This is a genomic window from Bartonella sp. P12B (genome assembly GCF_055796185.1).
In genome coordinates this window covers 1-21,482 of the sequence record NZ_JBTTDI010000014.1, presented here as the reverse complement: position 1 = coordinate 21,482, position 21,482 = coordinate 1, and the positions used below count along the sequence as shown (strand labels likewise).

6 protein-coding genes are annotated in these 21,482 nt (G+C 38.1%); 5 read left to right on the top strand and 1 reads right to left on the bottom strand.

What is annotated here, in order from left to right:
* Nucleotides 1-27: 27 nt before the first annotated feature.
* From AC0QT1_RS07330 to AC0QT1_RS07310, 5 genes are all read left to right on the top strand, one after another.
* Entirely contained in the window at nucleotides 28-558 is a 531-nt protein-coding gene (locus tag AC0QT1_RS07330; RefSeq protein WP_473201988.1) for a helix-turn-helix domain-containing protein, read from the top strand.
* 3,900 nt (nucleotides 559-4,458) lie between these two features.
* On the top strand, nucleotides 4,459-10,617 hold the full coding sequence (locus AC0QT1_RS07325; protein ID WP_473201987.1) for an autotransporter outer membrane beta-barrel domain-containing protein: 6,159 nt from the start codon (nucleotides 4,459-4,461) through the stop codon (nucleotides 10,615-10,617).
* Nucleotides 10,618-11,495: 878 nt separating this feature from the next.
* A complete protein-coding gene (locus tag AC0QT1_RS07320; protein ID WP_473201986.1) occupies nucleotides 11,496-13,808 on the top strand; it encodes an autotransporter family protein in 2,313 nt (770 codons plus the stop codon).
* A gap of 144 nt (nucleotides 13,809-13,952) precedes the next feature.
* Nucleotides 13,953-16,274, top strand: coding sequence for an autotransporter outer membrane beta-barrel domain-containing protein (locus AC0QT1_RS07315; RefSeq protein ID WP_473201985.1), 2,322 nt, complete (start codon nucleotides 13,953-13,955; stop codon nucleotides 16,272-16,274).
* A 127-nt stretch (nucleotides 16,275-16,401) separates the two neighbouring features.
* Nucleotides 16,402-19,416, top strand: coding sequence for an autotransporter family protein (locus AC0QT1_RS07310; RefSeq protein ID WP_473201990.1), 3,015 nt, complete (start codon nucleotides 16,402-16,404; stop codon nucleotides 19,414-19,416).
* A gap of 360 nt (nucleotides 19,417-19,776) precedes the next feature.
* Here AC0QT1_RS07310 and AC0QT1_RS07305 read toward each other — a convergent pair whose 3' ends face one another.
* Complete coding sequence (locus tag AC0QT1_RS07305; protein ID WP_473200691.1) at nucleotides 19,777-20,178, bottom strand: flagellar protein FlgN; 402 nt, start codon at nucleotides 20,176-20,178, stop codon at nucleotides 19,777-19,779.
* Between the last annotated feature and the right edge of the window lie 1,304 nt (nucleotides 20,179-21,482).

The following is a 21,482-nucleotide window of genomic DNA, read 5'->3' as shown; positions in this document are numbered from 1 at the left end:
AAAATATTTGGTATTGGAGTAATTTTTTTGGCACGCCCTGAAAGAGAACCACAAACAGAACTGGCAAAACGGCTACGTGAAGTACGACGAGTACTCGGAAACGAAGAGCGTGGAATTTTTGCACAACGCCTTAATTTACAACGCAATACCCTTGCCAATTATGAAATCGGAGCACACGAACCAACATCCTCAGCAATTAACGCCTATCATAGAGTCTATAACATTAACCCTCATTGGCTTGTTACGGGTGAAGGTGAAATGTTCAGTGACATGGCAAAGGCAAAAGCAGCGGGTTTTAAACCACAGACTATCCCTCCTGGACTCATGAAAAAGCTCGGTCGCATAGCTTATACAACCTATCGCGACGCAAAAATAAAACTCCCCCCTGAAGATATAGCGGAATTAGCGGCAGAGCTTTGTATAAAGTTGCAAGAGCTTGTTCAAAACATCAATGACCCAGAAGAAGTCGAAGCGACTTTTCCTCTTCTAAAATTACATTTAAAGCGACAAATTGAAGCTGAAAAAGCACATCTAACAACCACACAAAATATGGCCTAATGTCCCTTTAAAAGGAAAAATGTAGGCGCGTTTCTCCTTACATTAATAAAATAAATTAACTTATTGTTTTTAAAAGATTATATGAGATAAAAATAGAAATGCGCCATACGGCGCATTTCTATTTTGCTTTTTTGGTCATTTTGGGCTGATTTTGAAGGTGATTACACTTTTTGCTTCATTTTTTTCAAAGGGTCTTCAAAGCTGGTTTTCTGGACTTTCACAGCCTTTTCTTATTTTTAGTGCAAAATTCTAATTTTTGGCATTTTTCGTTCTTTTTGCAATTTTTAGGTATCAAAATTCATTTTGGATGGAACACACATTGAAGAATGGAAAATAACTAATAAAAGAAATAAGTTATCAAATATTTCTTCCTGACTCTACCTCTTCTCATTTAGCGCAAATCCTACCATCAAACCACATGTATCAACATACCCTCTATCTGACATTGTATCAATATATTCACCAAGAATATGTTTTTTCAAAACAGAATCAAGAGGTAATAATTTTAATATATCAATCGGAGTGGTTTGAGTTTCTAGCACATATGAGCAAACATGGCTAATAAAAGATGCCCTTTATAGATCACACTACTTTCAGTAAAAATCGATACATTGTATTAGAAAATCTTTATTTAACTAATACGGACTATATTCCTTATCAGTATTTTTATAAGAAACCCCATATCACGAATAAATAGTGCTCCATACCGATTTAAAAAAAATGAACGATATGGCTGGGTAATTCGACCATAGCCAACCATTCCTCCACTGCTTGACAGCCATTAACTTTAACAGCACATACTTTAGCAGCACAGCCTCTGCTTCAGCAACATAAATATCACCTTAATTTAAATTACCTGCTTACAATTTTTCACGTTCAGCACCAGTCATGTAATCATCAGGCATTCTTTTTATAAAAAATCCCTTACCATAGTAGATGTTAACATACTTAATCTAATGATCGAATATTGTTGACAAACTATAATTTACTTGTTACCGGCCCCATCCATAATGTGCTCTAATCTTTACGCATAATAGTCAATCATTAGTTTAAATAAAATAATTTATGAGTTTAAAGGAGTTTGTTTCGTGAAACATATTATTTTAGCTGCAACCTTGTTTTCTCTCCTATCTCCAATGAACAGCTAGTGCACTGCCGGTAGGAAATGGGTAGGGAAGTAAAACTGATCAGTTGATAGAAAAGATGGCAAAACAAGGTAATCTTGGAAAGCGGGAGAGAGAAATTCTTAAAAAAATTATTGTTCCTAAAAGGAGAAACCTCTTTTCATATAGAACGGACAGATTCCAAATTCAAAAGCGTAATCGTTCGCTTCTTTTAGCTATGGGATTGAGAAATTCTTGTCGTGATCTTGATCCGAAACAGCACAGTGGTTACAATTGGATGTCATGTTCCATTAATTAAAATGAGTAAATAAAGATAATTTTGATAAGAAGAGCGCATCTTATTGCATAAGGTGCGTATCTTTTCAAAGTGGCACTTTTATTTTTAGCGATTTAAGTTTTAGAAAAACATCTTGGATATGATATTTTCTAAATATGTTGGCTATGATAGCAGTCCGTGTTGACAAAAGTGATAAAACTATAGTTCTTTGGTAAATTAAAGCAGGGAGGATTTTTTCATCTTTTAATTCTTTTGTTAGAAAATTTTATTTTGGGCACAGCAAAACTTTGTTCTTTTCTCTTTTTAAAACAGGTTCTTTTTCTTATTTATAAAGAATAGCAAAAATGATTGATGCATTGAGGGATATTTTAAAAAACTCTGCTAAAATCATCAAAAATGCCTATTTACTTTACAAAAAGCGTATCTTCTTCACGCTAAGAAAACGTAGGAAATCTCTTTTACGATAAGAAAAACATTTTTGGAAAGATAGACAATGTGCAAACCAGCCAAAGTCTTTCTAAAATGAACATTTTAAAAGCTTTTAAAGAACCGTTGGCACTCTCTTCACAGTAAACAGAGAGTTCTCAATACATGGATCTACTCATCAATGAACCCGAACCATATTGCATAATAAAGACTCGACAAGTGCATTAGAGCTTATATGTTTAAGCATAAAGGGAAATGAGAGCAGCTAAAAAAGACAAGTAACAAAATGTCCTTTTCGTTTCATGCATTAGAGAGCAAGAGTTAAATAATAAGCATTACTTTGCAAATTTCTGATACAGTGTGCTTTTTCTCTCATGCTTTCAGTAAGAAGCAAATTTTATTATAATTTACTGCGGATTACAGAAACTTGTGTATCTTATTCCAATAAGATCAAGATTTTTAATATTAAAAAGTTTTTTCTATCTCTCCATTATAAGCTTTAACGTGAAGAGTTTTTCTTTTCATATCTATAAGATAATAATCTCTATTGCAGAATGCACCAGCTGTGTAAACATGAATTTTCCCAAAGACTTCACCATTTTTGCGCAGAAACAGAATTGATAATGGATATATCTCGTTAAGATTGCTTTGACATTATAGGGAGTCATGATTGACTTAAATAAAACCTAATCCCTAGTTTTTTACGAGAAAAAAAGAACTCACCATCAATAGATGCCACACGAGTATCATGAAAATTGATGATTGTCACGTTACCTCTCTCATCAACAACTGCTAAATCTTCTTTAAGCTCATCCAAAAATTTATTGATTTTTCATCTCCATAAACGATCCCCCAAGCATACCGTATAATTTCGATAATTATAAAGTTACAGAGAGTGAGGATCTCCACAGTCCCCAAAATAACTTAAGCTCTCCTTGAGAGTATGAATATTTCCACTCGAAACAGGAAATGAACTTTCACGAATATCTGTACTAAAATAACAGAACAGACTACGATGTTTTTGATTTCAGGCACCATTCTTAAAATGGCACTTATAGCACACACATCGTTATAAAAATTGAATGCTTCAGGATTGTACACTTACTAATATTCTTAGCAGAATGGTGATTGCCTAACTCCTCATAGAGAGGTGCGCCGAGGTTTTTATAGATATTTTGATAATCGTCATAGTTTTTTGTTGACCAAGCTGTGTCAAGTCAGCCTTAACAATATGAAAAACAACCTTCTACTCTTTTATCACATTGGCAACCTACTCATTTATCTTGAACCATGCCCCCTATTTGGTACTCCATTGGGATCACCAGAGTTTAAACGTCATGGTTGCGGTTTAAGCATAATGATCGTGATATATGTTTTGCAAGAAATTTTTCTTTTATAGACCAATTTATTAACGCACTCTGAAGCCTTTCATCTTTTGTTTTTTCAGAACAAAATAATGATGATGACAACCATATATTCAACTTTATATCTCATAAATGAATATCATAAAAACGTTATATATTTTAACGTAAAGTTTCTGAAAAACAATATTTCTTCAAAGAAAGGTACATAAAAATATCAAGCTTTGTTCTTGAAGCATTTCATTGGTTAATAGTGGAAGCTAGAGATGCGTCTGTTTCAAAGACATATGATGAAACAACCGGTTATCAGAAAGCAAACCTTTAAAGAGAACCTAGCAAATGTCAGTATTTTATAAAATAAAAGCGAATATTAGGATATACCTAAGCAGTCAGCACCTGTAAGGAAAAACTAAAAATACATTTAAGATTTTTTCATACATCAGTTAATAAAAAGAAATTATTTAAAATATTAAATAACATTGTATAAATAAAATACAAAAAATTAAATTTAATAAATACAGTTTGAAATAAATATAAACAGTTACAATCATTTAGTATTAATTACTTTTAAATTTGACAATGAAGCAAAAACATCTTACCCAAATGATACGCAGTCAATATTATTAGGTTAAAACAATTATACATTTTCACTTCTCTCTTATGAAGTTAGCGGGGAAATGAATATTTGGGGACGTTTATAAGGAGAATTCTGATGTATAAAAAATATCTTCTGTCGTATACAGCGACAGCAGCTATCTTGTTGTTTAATATCCAGTTCAATGCACATGCTGAAATCCTTGAAACGTCTGGGGAACAACAGACCTTATCTGAGAAAACCTATGAAACTATTCACGCACAAGGCAGCGGTAAAGTCATCGGCAATCATTTAACTGTCGTTGGAAATAAAGAGATAAACTCAAGTTCAAACACGGGTGCCTTTGCTGTAACAGTTGAAGGTGCTGAAAGTGCGATTATCTTCCAGAAAGATACAACTATTAAAGGAACTGATTCTGTCATTTCTTTAGGCGTTGAAGCAAAAAACGGTGCTAACTTTCAAATGACTGGGGGAGCCATTACAGTTTCCGATACTGGTGCTCTTTTCTGGAACAATAATAACAAAGAAAACAAACTAAAAGATGTGACCATATCGATTGATAAAGACAGGGCACCACAGACATATGGAGTGATGGCAGACAAAAACAGTACAGTCACTTTAGAAGGTGTTACTATCACTGAAGCAAACAATACCATAACTGCAAGGAATAAGTCGACAGTAACAGTCTCTGGAGGATCATTTGATGCAATACAAGACGCAATAGTTTCTGCAATCGGCAGCACCATTCTTGTAACCGGCAATGCAAAAATTACATCATCTAAGAGTGTTGGCCTCGCAGCAGAAACACAATCCACCATCACAATGACGGAAGGAAGTGTAACTGGAGAAAAAGCAGCCTTGGGTGTAACAGGCGGCGGACATATTACAGTTACAAATGTTACTCTAAAAACAAATAGTTCTGAAACAAATGCACCAACCACAGGCACTAAATATAAAGATCACTTCGGTGCACTTTCTATAGACAAGGACAGTGTGATTGAAGTGAACAATACCCAGATTAGTGATGTTAAAGTTGGGCTTGCAGCAAAAAATAATGGCATAATCAGCATGACTAGGGGGAAAATTACAGCTTCTAATTCTGGTGCTGGTTTCTTAAACAGTAAGAGTGACAAAAACAAACTGGAAAATGTAGAAATATCAAGTGGTAATAACGATGCGCTCCTTGTTGTTGGAATAAACGCAGACAAAAACAGTAAAGCCGCTTTAAAAGATGTCACTGTCACGCAAGCACAATTTGCCATATCTGCAAAGAATCAGTCGACAGTAACAGTCTCTGGAGGATCATTTGATGCAACAAAGAACGCAATAACTGCTGCAAAGGGCAGCACCATTCTTTTAACCGACAATGCGCAAATTACATCCTCTGGGAGCGTTGGACTCTATGCATATGACAATGGCATAATAGAGATAACCGGAGGAAACGTAACTGGGAAAAAAACAGCATTGGGAGCAGCAAGCGGTGGACATATTATAGCGACAAATGTATCTTTAAAAGTAAACGAAATAGATCCGCAAGCTGAGGACGCTGGCGTCAAATATGGATTGGGTGTATTTTCTAAAAAACCTAACAGTTTGATTGAACTGCATGGAGACAAGACTACGATTACTGATAGTATAATCGGTCTTGAAGCAAGTGACAATGGCGCAATCAGCATGACTGGAGGAAGTATTAAAGCTTCAAAGGCTGGTGCTCTCTTCTCGAACAGTAACAGCGATGAAAATCATCTAGAAAATGTAGAAATATCAAGCGGTAAAGATGATGCGCTCCTAGTCAATGGAATAGAAGCAAACCAAAGCAGTAAAGTCACTTTAAAAGATATAACTATCACTCAAGCAGCGCATGCCATAGTTGCAAATAATCATTCGACAGTAACAGTCTCTGGAGGTTCATTTAAAACGAAAGGTGCAACAATAGATTCTCAAAATGGTAGTACTGTTATTTTAAAAGATGTTAAGGAAATTACATCCTCTGAGAACGCTGGACTCTATGCGGATGACAATGGCATAATAGAGATAACCGGAGGAAACGTAACTGGGAACAAAGTAGCTTTGAGTACAACAGGCGGCGGACATATTACAGCCACAGATGTTATTCTAAAAACAAAGAGAACTGGAAAAACACCGGGAGCTCAATCTAATGAAAATACTACAGGCAATAGTATTGTAGTTCCGGATATATTGGGTGCACTTTCTAGTGGTATGGACAGTGTGATTGAGTTAAGAAACGCCACGATTAGTGATAGTCAAGCCGGTATTGCCGCACAAGATAGTGGTGCAATCAGCATAATTGGGGGGGAAATTACAGCTTCTCTAGGTGGTGCTGGTTTCTTCAACAGTAACAGCAATAAAAATCATCTAGAAAATGTAACAATATCAAGCGGTAAAGATGATGCGCTCCTAACCGCTGGAATAAACGCAAACCAAAACAGTGCAGTCACGTTAAAAGATGTCACTGTCACTCAAGCCAAAAGTGCTATCATTGCAGATGATAAGTCGACAGTAACAATCTCTGGAGGATCATTTGATGCAAAAGAGATCACAATAGAAGCTGCAAAGGGCAGTACCATTATTCTAACCGACAATGTGCAAATTACATCATCTAATGACAGTGGACTCTATACATATGACAATGGCACAATCAGTATGACTGGAGGAAGCATTAAAGCTGCCTACAATGGTGCTACCTTTAAGAACAGTGACAGCGATAAAAATCATCTAGAAAATGTAACAATATCAAGTGGTAAAGACGATGCGCTCTTAATCAATGGAATAAACGCAAACCAAAACAGTGCAGTCACGTTAAAAGATGTCACTGTCACTCAAGCAGAAAATGCCATAGTTGCCAATGATCATTCGACAGTAACAATCTCTGGAGGATCATTTGATGCAAAAAAGGGCACAATAGAAGCTGCAAAGGGCAGCACCATTCTTTTAACCGACAATGCGCAAATTACATCCTCTGATCAAGTTGGCCTCCATGCAATAGACCAAGGCTCCACCATCACAATGACAAGCGGGAGTGTCACAGGGAAAGGTCATGCACTGGTTGCTGAAGATGGCGGACAGATTACGGGCACAAATGTATCTTTAAAAACAACAGATGAGAGTGATAGATCAGTCGGTGCACTTTCTACCGACTCTGGTAGTATCATTGAATTGCTAGGAGAAAAGACCGCGATTAATGATGCTAACATCGGGCTTACAGCAAGCGACAAAGGCGCAATCAGTATGATTGGGGGAAGCATTAAAGCTTTCTCCAGCGGTGCGCAATTCGAGAGCAGTGACAGCGATAAAAATCATCTAGAAAATGTAACAATATCAAGTGCTAAAGATGATGTGCTTCTAAACTCTGGAATAGAAGCAGACCAAAACAGTACAGTCACTTTAAAAAATGTCACTGTCACTCAAGCCAAAAATGCCATAGTTGCCAATGATCATTCGACAGTAACAGTTTCTGGAGGATCATTCTATGGAAAAGCTGATGGTGTATATGCTGGAAGCAACAGCACTATTATATTAAAAGACAGTGCTACAATCACATCCTCTGAAGGCAGTGGCCTCCATGCAGAGGGTTCAGAATCTCAGATCACAATGGCAGGCGGAACAGTAACAACAAAAAATGAAAAATCTGCATTATCTGCGGAAAAAAGCGGACAGATTGAAGTTACGAATGTTTCTCTAATAACAGAGGGCAAAGGAGGCGGTGCATTTGCTGGCAAGAACAGCACAATTCAATTGCATGGCTATACAACAATTAACAATACTTTAAACGGACTTGAAGCCGTTGATGGTGGTAAAATTACCAGCGAAAATTTAACAGTAATAGGTGGTGAAGTAACAAATGAAAAACTAGGCGATAAAAATCTCGACACAGAACGCTCTGGCATATGGACATCAGGCTCTGGTAGTGAAATTAAGTTAACAGGCAAAACAATCATTAAAAATGTTGATGAAGGTTTTTACGCAGACGGCGGAAGTAAAATCATTAGCGGAGATTTAATCATAATCGGTGGTGAAAGTAAAGAAATCACTACTGGTGTAGGCAGTTATGAATCTGGTAGTGTCATTGAATTAAATGGTAAAACAACCATTGAAAATTTTGATATTGGCCTTGGTGCAGCAAATAATAGCACAGTTAAAATGGTGAATGGTGATAGTGAAACAACACAGAGTCAATTAGAAAATGAAATAGCAGCAAAAAAAGTTGCACTAAGGGTAGCAGCGGGTGGACAAATTGATCTCCAAAATGTTTCTATAACAGCAGGAATTGGTGGCTTACAGTTCTTAACTCTCTCTGAGGTTGATAAAGATAAACCAGATAATCCACAAAAATATCAAAGCAATGAAATCAATTTAACCAATGCTGATATTCACGTTGAAAATGGTTCAGCAATTCTCATGGGAGCTCTCAGTAAAAATAACATTGAAAAGACTCAAGACTTATCAATCGGTACAGTCAAGCTTAATAAATCAAAAATCCATGCGGATATTTTATTAAAGGATAATATTGTTTGGAATAAAAATTTGTTCGAGGAGAAAGATTTTAAAGTAACATCCAATGGCACCTTCACATTAGCCGCAGACCATTCTACCCTAGAGGGTAGAGCGAATATTGCTAAAGACAGAAATGTACACTTTGATTTAAACAATACCACATGGACATTAAAAAACAGCACGAAAGAAAAAGATGAGGACGGCAATCTGCTTGATATTGCGCAAAGATCACGTTCTGATGTTTCTGTTCTTAATCTCAACAACAGCTCTGTTATTTTTAATGGTCCAACAGAAGAGCATTATCACACATTGCACATAGGGTCTGGTAAACCAGACACACAAGAAGTCTACAAGGCAACAGGGGAAGCGAAGATTTACTTCAATACTGAATGGAGTGATGGTGTAGCAAGTGCCGATCAAAAAACCGACAGACTTTTGATCAATGGTGATGTATCTGGAACGACAGCGGTTTATGTCACAAGGCGCTTAGGAGAGAACAATGTTGAAGAAAATACCTCTGCCGCTGCCAATGGACGTGGTCTTTCACTTATTCAAGTCTCTGGAAAAGCACAAGAAGACTCCTTTAAATTAGTAAATGGCTATACTACAAGAAGTGGTTTACCAGATATGTATACACTCCGTGCCTATGGACCAGACTCAAGCCATGGGAAAGCCGATATTGCGCAAAACCTATTGGATGAAAAAAATGAAAACTTCTGGGATTTCCGGTTACAACCTGAACTGCTAACCGATCCTAGTGGTAATTCAAGCTCCAGTGGTGGCTCTGGTGGTGCTATAGCTGCCCCTGTCCCACAAACGGCAAACTATTTGGTCATGCCAAATGCTCTCTTCTACACGGGATTAACCGATATGGCCAAGCAAAACGCACTTTTAGCTAATATCAGAATATCCATCCCAGAAAAGAAAGAAGAGAAAAACACCGGTTTCTTCCTCTACACCTATGGAAGCACAGGAACATTATCCTCTGAACGTGGTCCTCTCAAATATGGTTATGGCGCCGATATTCGCTATGCGGCTCTCCAAGCTGGTGTGACTTTGGCACCAATTGAGAGACAAAACGTCAATACTCGTTTTGGTCTTTTAGGAACCTATGGACAACTGTCCTTCACTCCAAAGGATATAGCAGATGTCAGTAAGAGCACAGTGGATAAATGGTCTCTGACAGCCTATGCAAGCCTACAGCATGACAATGGTTTCTATCTTGATACTCTGTTATCCTATGGAGTTATAAAAGGCGAGATCGGCAATGCCATCAGGGGCAAAACAGCAAAGTTAAACGATGCCAAAATATTCAGTCTCTCTAGCACCATTGGCAAACAATTTGCCACCGGAATGGAAGGCTTAACCTTTGAACCGCAAGCACAACTTGCCTATCAACATTTGATGTTTAAACCCATTGAAGATGCTGATAATTTCACCATTGATATAAACAATCCTTCTCAATGGTTGATCCGTGTTGGTGGACGCGTGACAAAAGCCATTGCCACTGAAAACAACCGTCCTGTATCTTTGTATGGAAAAGTAAACTTTATCAAAACTTTTGGGGATGATGGTACCATTCATATTGGTAGAGACTTTGACCTTGATCCTATGGGACCTGCCCTTGAAGGCGGCGTTGGCATCAATGCGCAACTCTCCCACAATTTCTCTCTACATGGTGATATGAGTTACCAACAAAAACTTCAAAAAACCGGAATCTCGGGAGCAAGTTTCTCTGGTGGAGTACGCTATCACTTTTAAAGCAAGATTGTAGAAATAAGCGTATATTATTCTATACACTTTACTAACAAGGGCAGCACTCTGTGTTGCCCTTGTTAGTTTGTAAATCTGAATTTCAGCGTCACAGCCCTCTTTCCTTTTTACCAATAAAAAATGCAAACTATCTGCATTTCTTTGTTTTACACTTATGAAGTAACAAGTCGGCACCATCATTATATTTACCGGCCCCCAATGTTGCGACAACCTTTGTATTAAGACAATTCATAAGGAGCATTTTTACTCCTTTCTTTTGAGTTTTTTACCCACACGCTAACCCCACTTAGTGACATATAAGCGAGTGATTTTACTTGATTCAAAATGGAATGATTTGAAATGAGAGAACCTTACAATATTTGGAGTTATAATATAAATTGAAAAACAATTATTTATCTTTATAAATCAATATGTCGATTTGTTTTCAAAGTATGACATTCCCCTCCTAGCTTCTACATACTCACCCCTCTTTGCTGATTCTACATTCGAATGATTTTCTCAAAATTTTGGTTGTACTCATTTTTGGTAGTAGTTCATAAAGCAATATCTTCCCCTTCAATCCTTTAGATTTTTAATAAAAAAAGCTTTGAGCAGTAATGCCTAATATTTTTGAATATTGTCTTTATGGCAATTCGATTAATGAATACAAATTCATCAAACTCGTTTTTTAAATCTGTTTTTCCACTAGTTTGAACAAGCTTTTTCAAGATTTTCTAAAGAAGATTTTTAAACTATAGAGAACACCATGCTATAACTTGTTTTGTTCTTTACAAGAAAAACATAATGATATAAATACCTTCTCACTACTTGCACCATGAGGGGAATGCAATAAACATCAAAGGCATACCAACATTAAGGGCATATTTATGTATAAGAAGAAAACTTTATTGTGTACAATTGCTGGAACGTTTCTTTTCTCTCATTTCAATTTGGCTTACGCAGATCCTCCTTTTCGTGAGCTTCCCTCAGTTGCTGTTAAAAAGGGGGAAGAAAGTTTTAACAACGCCATTATCCGTGGTAAGTACACTGCAGCAATTGCTAGTGAGCCAGAAGCTGTTGCTACAATTACAAAATCAATAGTAGACTCAGAAACGACAGCCTTAAGTGTAGCAGATGGTGGACGCATTAATGCTAAGGAAGTTATAGCATCTTCATTGGTACAAGGTTTGAGTTTTTCAACCGGTATAATGAATATTGAAGATTCAATCATAAATGTCAAAGGGAACCACTATGGGTACGGTTTTGTTTTTGCTAAACCCACAAAATCTTTTTTAGAGGCAGGAGGGAAGAAATTCAACAAAGCAATCCTTACTAATACAAAACTCTTGGTAAGAGATGGTATTGGTATTTTAGGACCATATGTAGATGCTGAGATTGAACTTAAGAATTCGGAATTTCGTACCGATATGTTATTGAGAAATGACAGTTCACCAGACATTGGTCCCGCTTCTCTTAAATTAACGGCTGATAATTCCATTTTGGAAGGACGAGCACGAGGAGTACAAAAACACACGACAGTTTTTACTCTAAAAAATAATAGTAAATGGTACTTAAAGGTTAGTCAAAGAGAAGTAGATAGAGATGGTAGCGTATTTAACTACACTCTTCTTGACATTAATCAACGAGCGCAATCTAACATTTCAGCACTAAACCTTAATAATAGCTCTGTTATATTTAATGTACCGAATGCACGGACCCACTACCATCATCAAACCTTGACTTTGGGAAGAGGAATACAAGCTGAAAAACCCGAATTGCAAATAAATCAAGGCTCCAAGATAGCAACAGTTTATAATGCGACAGGGGATGCAAAGATTTATTTTAACACTAAATGGAGTAATGGAGTACCAAAAGAACAACAAAAAACTGATCGTCTTTTCATTTATGGTGATGTATCCGGTACCACAAAAATTCATTTCAACAGCCTTTCAAAGGATGCGAGTATAGAAGAAATGAAAGTTGAGGATTCTATCCCCTCGAATATGCGTGGTCTTTCACTCGTTCAAGTTTCTGGAAAAGCCGATGAAAACTCCTTCAGACTTGCAAATGGCTATGCCACAATAGGTGGATTACCTTATAAATATTCACTGAATGCCTATGGACCAACATCCAGCCATGGAGAAGCGGATATTACAGAAAGCTTCTTAGAAGAGAATGGAAATTTTTGGGATTTCCGTTTGCAAAAAGCCACGTTGGATCCTGAAGCGAAAATCAGAGCCCTTGTTCCGCAAGTAGCAAGTTATTTGGTAATGCCTAGCACTGTATTCTCTGCTGGATTTTCCGATGTAAATAATCAAAATACATTGTTAGAAAATATGCAATCAACAGCAGTTGAAATGCAAAATAACAAAAATAAAGGGATCTCCTTCTCTGCTTATGGTGATAAGCATACATTATCTTCTAACCGCGATCCATTGCAATATGGCTATGGTGCTGACATTCACTATGCTGCCTTACAAGCAGGCGTGACATTAGCATCCATAGAAGATCAAAATACCATCACAAACTTTGGTCTTATGGGGTCATATGGAAAACTAGCTTTCACTCCAAAAGATATGGAAGGCTCTGCAAAGAGTACACTAGATAAATGGTCCCTTGCTGCATATGGTAGCCTCCAATATAACAAGAGCATATATCTCAATGCACTCTTTTCCTATGGAGCTTTAAAGGGAAATATCACCACTGCCCTCATTGGAAATACCGCAAAAGTAGATAATACAAAAACATTGAGTGCTTCTGCCACCGTTGGACAGAAATTGGCAACGGGTGTTGAAGGATTGATTTTTGAGCCACAAGCACAGCTTGTTTATCAGCGTCTCATGTTTGGCACTCTCTCTGATGTCGATGGTTTTGAAGTCAATATGGGTAATCCTCATCAATGGTTGGTGCGTATTGGTGGGCGCTTAACGCAAATGATAATGCCTACTGAAAAAAACAATACCTTTTCTTTCTATGGTAAGCTGAATCTCCTGAAAGCATTTGGTGATAACAGCACGATACAAATTGGTGACACTTTCCACCTTAATACTATGGGATCTTCTCTTGAAGGTGGTCTTGGTGTTAGCGCGCATTTATCACAAAATGTTGTGCTTCATGCCGATGTTAATTACCAACAGAAACTCCAAAAATCCGGTATTTCTGGAATGAGTTTCTCTGGTGGAGTGCAATACCGTTTCTAAAAGACTTTGATCTGATTTTTTAAAATAAAGGCAGCGCTGAAGGATAAACGGCGCTGTTTCTGTTTTGCGCATGACGAAAAATAATGCGTCGAGAAATTATTCACTTTTCATCAAAAAGAAGACACTAGATTAAGGAGCATCTTTATGCATAAGAAGCCTTTATTTTTATGGACAACCGCTTGTGCTTTATTTTCTTGTTATTTTACCCTCACACATACAAGCAACGCCTCTGATTTAAATGCTCAAACGCGCTATCCACTAGCAAGCCATAATCAATATCCCCAAAGGGATTTGAACAACAACCCAAGAGCGGCAACAAACAATCATCAAACAACACATTCTTTTGGTACAGTTGGAAAAAATCCATATTTCAAGGAAGCAATTCAAAATGAATTCAATCGAAGGAGAGATCAAATTAACAGCTATTACGCCGCTGCTGGTCGTGGTGGATCTGGTGCACATGCCGATGCGTTAAAAAAACTTGACAATGCATATGCAGATGCCTTGGCAAAACAATATAATCATGAGGTTTTGTATAGCATTCCAACAGCGACAAATGAACAGCTTGAGAAGATAGCATCTGGTGGCATGATGGGACCAAATTCGTATTTCAGTCAGCAACTTCAAGAAGGATTGAATGATATAAAAAAGAGAGTTAATAGCCATTTTGTAGGAAGCGGTATGTATGGCTCTAGTGCGCATACAAATACGTTACAAAAGAGTCTCAGTGATGCACGTGCCCGTGCCATGGCAGATCAGTATGATAAAGACTTACAGCACATGCTGCTCGCCAATGCAATACTTGCAAAACGCAATCAGAACCAATTAAAAGCAGCAGAGATAGCCTTACGACAACAAAGCCATGCAGCTGCAAATGCTTTACAAAATGCCGTAAATCGTGATGCCGATAACCAGCGTCGTATTGATGCGCAGCGCAGACAATGGGTAAGGCAAGACAATCGCGACTGGAATGAGCTGCAAAATAAAGCGAACATGCTGCACAAAGCAATCGCAGTGGATAACGCTTTGCAAGGACAAAACAAGGCACTGTCCGATACCTTACGGGCAGAAGTCAAAAAAGCTTGGGACACCGGTACGACAACAAAAAGGGCAAGAGAAGGAGAAACGCAAATATCCTCTTCCTCAGCTAAAGAGTATCAATCATCTCTCATTGACCCCAATATAGGGAAAGAACAGGCTAGCAATAAATTCCAGCCTACTCATGCATCACAACATGAGGATAAGGATCATTCATCCCCGATAATAGATCATAAAAGGACTCTACAACCTGAAATTAATAAAAACACGCAACAAAATGTTGGTCTTGATCCAAGTGCTAACACCCCTTCTTCATCATCGACAGCCACTCTTAAAACTTCACCAGAAGCATCTATGACTTCGCCCTCAAAGGTTGAATCTGTTGACCAAACGAGCGCAAATAGTGAACAATCATCTAAGCTTAAGGACGATAAAGAAACCACAACCTTATCGCAGGCCTCTCCTGCTTCTGAAGCCAAAACGCTCACACCACAAATGGCAAGCTCTTTGGTGATGCCTCATGCGATGTTCGCCGCTGGACTTGCTGATGTAAGCAATCAAAACATAGTGTTAGACAATGGACGCATAACAATGTTTGAACCAAAAGATAATAAAGAAAAAGGGATTTTTTTATTGACTTATGGTAACAAACTCAAATTATTTGCCGCCCCTCATGCATCACAAAATGGCGCGAATGCAGATATTGGTTATACTGCTTTACAAGCAGGCGTTCCATTCGCAACAAGAGAAGATCAAAATACCACCACAGATTTTGGTCTTATGGGAACATATGGGAAACTCGCTTTCATCCCAACAGGCAGAGAAGGTGCTAAGAAAACAATAATTGATAAATGGTCCCTTACTACCTATGGAAACATTGAGCATGACAGCGGCGTCTATGCAAGTACATTCCTCTCTTATGGAATTTTTAAGGGAAAGATCACCACTGGCTCCATCGGAAAGACGAAAAGAGGAAAGGACACAAGAACATTGAGTGCCTCCGCCACCGTTGGTCAGAAATTACCAACCAGTTTTCAAGGAATAACGATTGAGCCACAAGCTCAGCTTATTTATCAACGTCTCCTGCTTGGCACTCTTTTAGGGACCGATAACTCTAAAATTAACCTCGGCAATCCTTATCAATGGGTGTTGCGGATTGGTGGACGTTTAACACAAAACAAAGGCCATGCCGTATCCTTCTCTAGCAAATTATACATTATCGAAACTTTGAGCCATAAGAATACTATAGAAAGGAATGAGAGTTCACAAACTCCTGATATGGGAACTGCCATTGAGGGTGGAATTGGTATTAATGCATACGTATCACCCAAGATCGCGCTTCATGGCGAGTTCAGTTATCAACATAACCTCAAAAAGGTTGGCGTATCTGGAATAAATGTTTCCGCTGGAATGCGCTATCGTTTTTAAAAATACTTTAATTCACATCTTGAAATATAAACAGTGCCCTATATGTTTCCTTCTGTAATTTAAAAAGAAACATAATGAGTTAAAAAATAAGAGAGGGGGCAGCAGATGTTTAGGGATATATTCAATGATGAAAAAAAGCTTCTTACTCTACACAATTTCAGGAGTTCTCTTTTACTCTTCCAGCCTGTCTTATGCCCTCTCTGTAACGCTTCCTCCATCATCAACTGAAGATCTTTCCTCTGTACAACCTCGTTCTCGTAACTTAAGAACACATCTTGAAGAGGGGAGATCGACAACCACACCAACATCTCCAACTCCAGCTCCTACCATTGTAGTACTAGTACCTGAACCTCCAGAAATTGTAATTCCAAGAAATAGATCTAGCGCAAGAAACTATACAACATACGCAAATTCTTCTAGAGGAACGGGAAGGACTTCTTCTCAAAACCATAAAGAAACGCCACTGACACGTTCGACAACTATTGGTACAACTTCTTCTATACCAGATTTTTATATTGCTCCAATGGGTACAGAAATACCAAATGCTATAGCTATCCCTAATGTCGAGCAAACTCCACCTAAACTCTCAGAAGATAAACCAGAATCCGCAACGACAAACGGCGCAAAATCGAGAAGACGCCCCGTTCCCTCTCTTCCTTCCACAAACTCTATCACTGGAGAGAATCGACAAAATCCTCCTATGCCTCCACAATCAATGCCTAGAAATTCAGCATCAGCAACGCCTGAAAAACCAGAGCTTACAGAGCGGGAATCTGCAAAACCAGCGCCCGCTAAACCATCATCTGTACAGGAAATGGCTGTAAAACCCGATCTTGAAAAACCGATACCAGAACAACCAGAAAAGCAGTCTAGGAAACTTTTACCAATTGAGAGTTTTCAACCTGGTGTTGTCGTCCGAGACGGTAAAACTGTAACCCTGCATCATCCTAAAATTTACGACAAGTATTTTGCTATAGATGTAGAGGAAAAAAATTCTCTCCTAAAGATGATAGGAGGAACAGCAACTGCAGATTTTGTTGCCCTTAATACAGTAAGAGGCGGAACGATTGAAGCGACAGATATTGTTGCCACAGCACAAACAGCTGGTTTAGTAAGTGCAAATGGAACAATGAAGCTTAAGGATTCGACCGTCCATGTTACGGGCCGTTATAACGCAGCTGGTATCGCTCTCAAAAATGACCTATCCTCTCTCTCTAGAAACCGAGAGAGAGACAATGCTGAAGAAAAAGCCGATGCTGTCCAAGAAGAGCAACGCGTTGCGAACAGAATCCTCCTAGAAAATACGAAGATTGTTGTTGAACATGGTCTTGGCATTGGTGTTTATGGATCGCATATCGACAATCAAGTCAGCCTCCAAAATTCAGAAATCCATGCTGACATGTTATTAAAAAATAAAAGTGGCCCTGCCTCTCCCCTTACATTGACTGCAAGTCACTCCTTTTTGGAAGGGCGGGTCAGAACTTTAGGAGAGAGCAAAACAATTTTTGATCTCAAAGACGGCACCAAATGGCTTTTAAAGGCCAATAAAAACGCAATCAATAATGATGATGAGTCTTCTCCTTATGCGCAATTTGGCAATGATGAAAAGTCATACTCTAACCTTTCAGAACTGTCTCTCACAGACAGCACTCTTCTGTTTGAAAAGCCGAGAGGCAAACATTACCAAACGTTATTTTTAGGATCTCATCCCCATCAAAAAGAGGACACTGCCAATACCTCAGTGGTTTATAGTGCAAAAGGAAACGCAGAAATACATTTGAACGCTAAGTGGAGCGGTAATTCTCCAGTAACAAAACAAGAAACCGATCGGGTTGTGATTCATGGAGATGTATCAGGCACAACCATAGTTCATATGAATCTTTTGCAAAAGGATAAAAAAATAACCGATAGCCGTTCTGTTTGGGGAGAACACATGGTTTCAATTCCTTCAGCAACACATGGAATTTCCGTCATTCAAGTTTCTGGAAAAGCGAACGAAAATTCCTTCAAGCTAGCAGGAGATTATATGACAATAGGTGGTTTGCCTTATAAATATGAACTCGCGGCCTATAAACCTGGAACATCTCATGCAAATCAAAGCCTCTTTGGAAAAAATGATCAAAATTTCTGGGATTTTCGCTTGCAAAACGCCTACCTTGATAAGGATAAGAAGATCCGAGCACTTTTGCCACAGGTCGCAAATTATTTGGTCATGCCCAATGCTTTATTTTCTGCTGGATATACCGATATCAACAACCAAAACATCCTTTTAGATAATATGCGTTCAACCGTGTTTGGAGCAGAGAATAATAAAAACAGCGGCATCTTCTTATCTTCCTTTGGTGAGAAAGTCACCTTATTCTCTAACCGTGACCCACTACACTACGGTTATGATGCTGATGTAAACTACGCGGCTTTACAACTCGGTGTCGTCTTAGCCGCGCGAGAAGGTGAAGATATCAGTACACATTTTGGTCTTTTAGGATCATATGGAAAACTTTCTTTTACTCCAGAGGGCATGCAAGATGCTGAAAAAACGACACTTGATAAGTGGTCCATCACGGCTTACAGCAGCATTCAGCACAACAATGGTCTCTACATAAATGGCCTTCTTTCCTATGGAGCTCTAAAAGGAAAGATTACGACAGCTCTAGTTGGCAATGCCGCCAAATTGGATGGGACTGAAACATTAAGTGTCTCTGCTACCATTGGTCAAAAATTAGCAACGGGTTCTAAGGGACTGGTGTTTGAACCACAAGCGCAATTGACTTACCAAAATCTCTTTTTCGATCTATTCTCAGATGCCAATGGTTTAGAAGTTGATATGAGAAATCCACATCAATGGTTGATACGGATTGGTGGACGTTTGACACAAACTCTCACTACAGAAGAAGACACCAATGCCTTTTCTTTCTATGGTAAACTGAATATTCTCAAAGCTTTTGGTGAGAGTAAAACAATAAAGATTGCAGATGCATTTTATCTTGATCCTACCGGTTCTTCAATTGAAGGGGGCATCGGTGTCAATGCCTTTCTCTCTCAAAATATTGCCCTCCATGGTGATATTAGCTATCGGCAGAAACTCCAAAAAGCTGGTGTCTCTGGAACCAATTTTTCTGGCGGAATACGTTATCATTTTTAAAAGAAAAACAGTATCAATTTAAGTAAAAGCAGTAAAGCAGCACGGCGTGCTGCTTTTTCTTTAATCTCTCTTTCTCAAAACACTCTTATAAAAAATGCCCCAAAACACCACTGACAGGAAAAGACTTCTTCTATTCAAAAAAAAATACGCCCTTTTCCCCTCTCCAAAATCGCTTCCTGATAGGAAGGGGTAGTTTTTTGCAACATAAAAATTAAAAACGGGAAAATAATAATAAATTATGACAGCAAATATTCAAATACTTAAAAGAGATTAAAGCACTCTCTCGGCAAAATCCACACGCTCCATCATTCTTTTCATCACTGATGAATGTACTCATATTGATCGAAAGAGAAGAGCGGATTAATCTGTTTCTTTTATACCACCACCCCCCTGCATAGCTTGCGAAAGGTTGTTTACTGCACTCAAATGGCTTTGAAGCAATTCACTATTACGCTGTAATTTTCCCTGTAAATCCGATAATAAATTTTCCACCTCATTGACAATATCTTCATTCATGTAGCGTTTTATATCACTCAGAGATTTATTAAGGTCACGTAAACCACGTATTTTACATAAATTTATTTCTTCATAATCTGGAACACTACTGCTCTCGAGCATATTGCTTTCATAGTCAACCACTTGTGCCAACCCTTTAACAGCAGCGACAAATTTTGTCATTGCCCAATCACGATCAATAAGATCATTATTTAGAACCTTTGCTTTTGATGCAAAGCTCTCATCACCGGATTCTATTACAGACATTTTTATTTCCCCTTCCACAATATTGTTCAATCTTGCTCTCAAATAAGGGAGATCAAACAGCTTCTCTTCAATGCTGATACACTCAATTGAGTTCATTGTGCAAACATTGCCCCAACAAAAAGCACGACAATCCTTAAAAGCGTATATCTATTCACTTCTCAACGCGTTCTCTGAAGTATTTTTCTTGCTCCACCCCCATTGGCACGATACAAATTCGCCAAAATACGGCAAATTTTCAAACCACTATACGGATGATCAATACGCGATAGATATCAGAAATCTCTAAACTTTTTCCGCCTACCTTCAATAAAAACGACATTGCGTTGATACCAACCTATGCCAACAAAAATTTGATGCATAGAAACAGTTCAGCTCCTTAAAGATTTCAACATTTCATCCTCCTCATTCTTCAGCCTTACGACGTACCTGAAACACTCCATGCTTTTTGGCACTCACAGGACCAGTATACATCTCTTCAGAAAGATTGGCTTTTCACTTGGCGCTCTCACTACCCACCCGTACAGTGTCTCACACAACACACAAAAAAGCACTCTCTGAACATAGCCACGCGATAATCTCAAAAAGATAACTTTAAAATAATCAATGATTACCCTCTCTCAATTATCATTCGCTTTTCTTTGCAAAGAATGACTATATAGGATTTTCTTAATCCTTTCAAGAGCTTCTAAAAAACAGGCAGTTCTATGCTCTTTCACCACTATAAACTCTCAAAACGCCTCCATATCGTTATTTTTAGTACTTTCTTTCCAAGTAATCTTTTTGCAGATCATTTCACTCAATAGATGAAGCACCCTTCTTAACATCACTTCTGAAAACTCACCCTCTGCATCCAAAAAAATGAGAGGAATAATAATTTCCTCTACAAAATAAAGCTTCTGCTATAAATTCTCTTTTTATTTCCAATTCAAGATGAAACTCTCTTGCTCCTCCTCTCTTTCACGGATCTCTTTGATCTTGCTTCATAAAAAGCAGCTCCCTCTCATTGACAGTGAAAAACCAATCAAAAAAATCTGTATAAAAGAGCTTTTAGCACACCAACGCAGCACATAAAAATGAAGGTACAAGCCGGCACCATCATACTATTTGCCCCCCCCCAATGTTGCGACAGCCCTTGCTATTCAGACGATTCATAAGAGGCATTTTTGCTCCTTTCTAAACTGTTTTCTACCCACACGATAACCCCGCTTATGGTGTGCAAGTAAGTGACTCTAATTGATTCAAGATGAGATGAGATGAGATGAGATGAGATGAGATGAGATGAGATGAGATGAGATGAGATGAGA

Bases quoted from the DNA above. Each gene is read 5' to 3' on its own strand.
- AC0QT1_RS07325 (WP_473201987.1), top strand. From the start codon at position 4,459: ATGTATAAAAAATATCTTCTGTCGTATACAGCGACAGCAGCTATCTTG.
- AC0QT1_RS07320 (WP_473201986.1), top strand. From the start codon at position 11,496: ATGTATAAGAAGAAAACTTTATTGTGTACAATTGCTGGAACGTTTCTT.
- AC0QT1_RS07315 (WP_473201985.1), top strand. From the start codon at position 13,953: ATGCATAAGAAGCCTTTATTTTTATGGACAACCGCTTGTGCTTTATTT.
- AC0QT1_RS07310 (WP_473201990.1), top strand. From the start codon at position 16,402: ATGAAAAAAAGCTTCTTACTCTACACAATTTCAGGAGTTCTCTTTTAC.
- AC0QT1_RS07305 (WP_473200691.1), bottom strand. From the start codon at position 20,178: ATGTCTGTAATAGAATCCGGTGATGAGAGCTTTGCATCAAAAGCAAAG.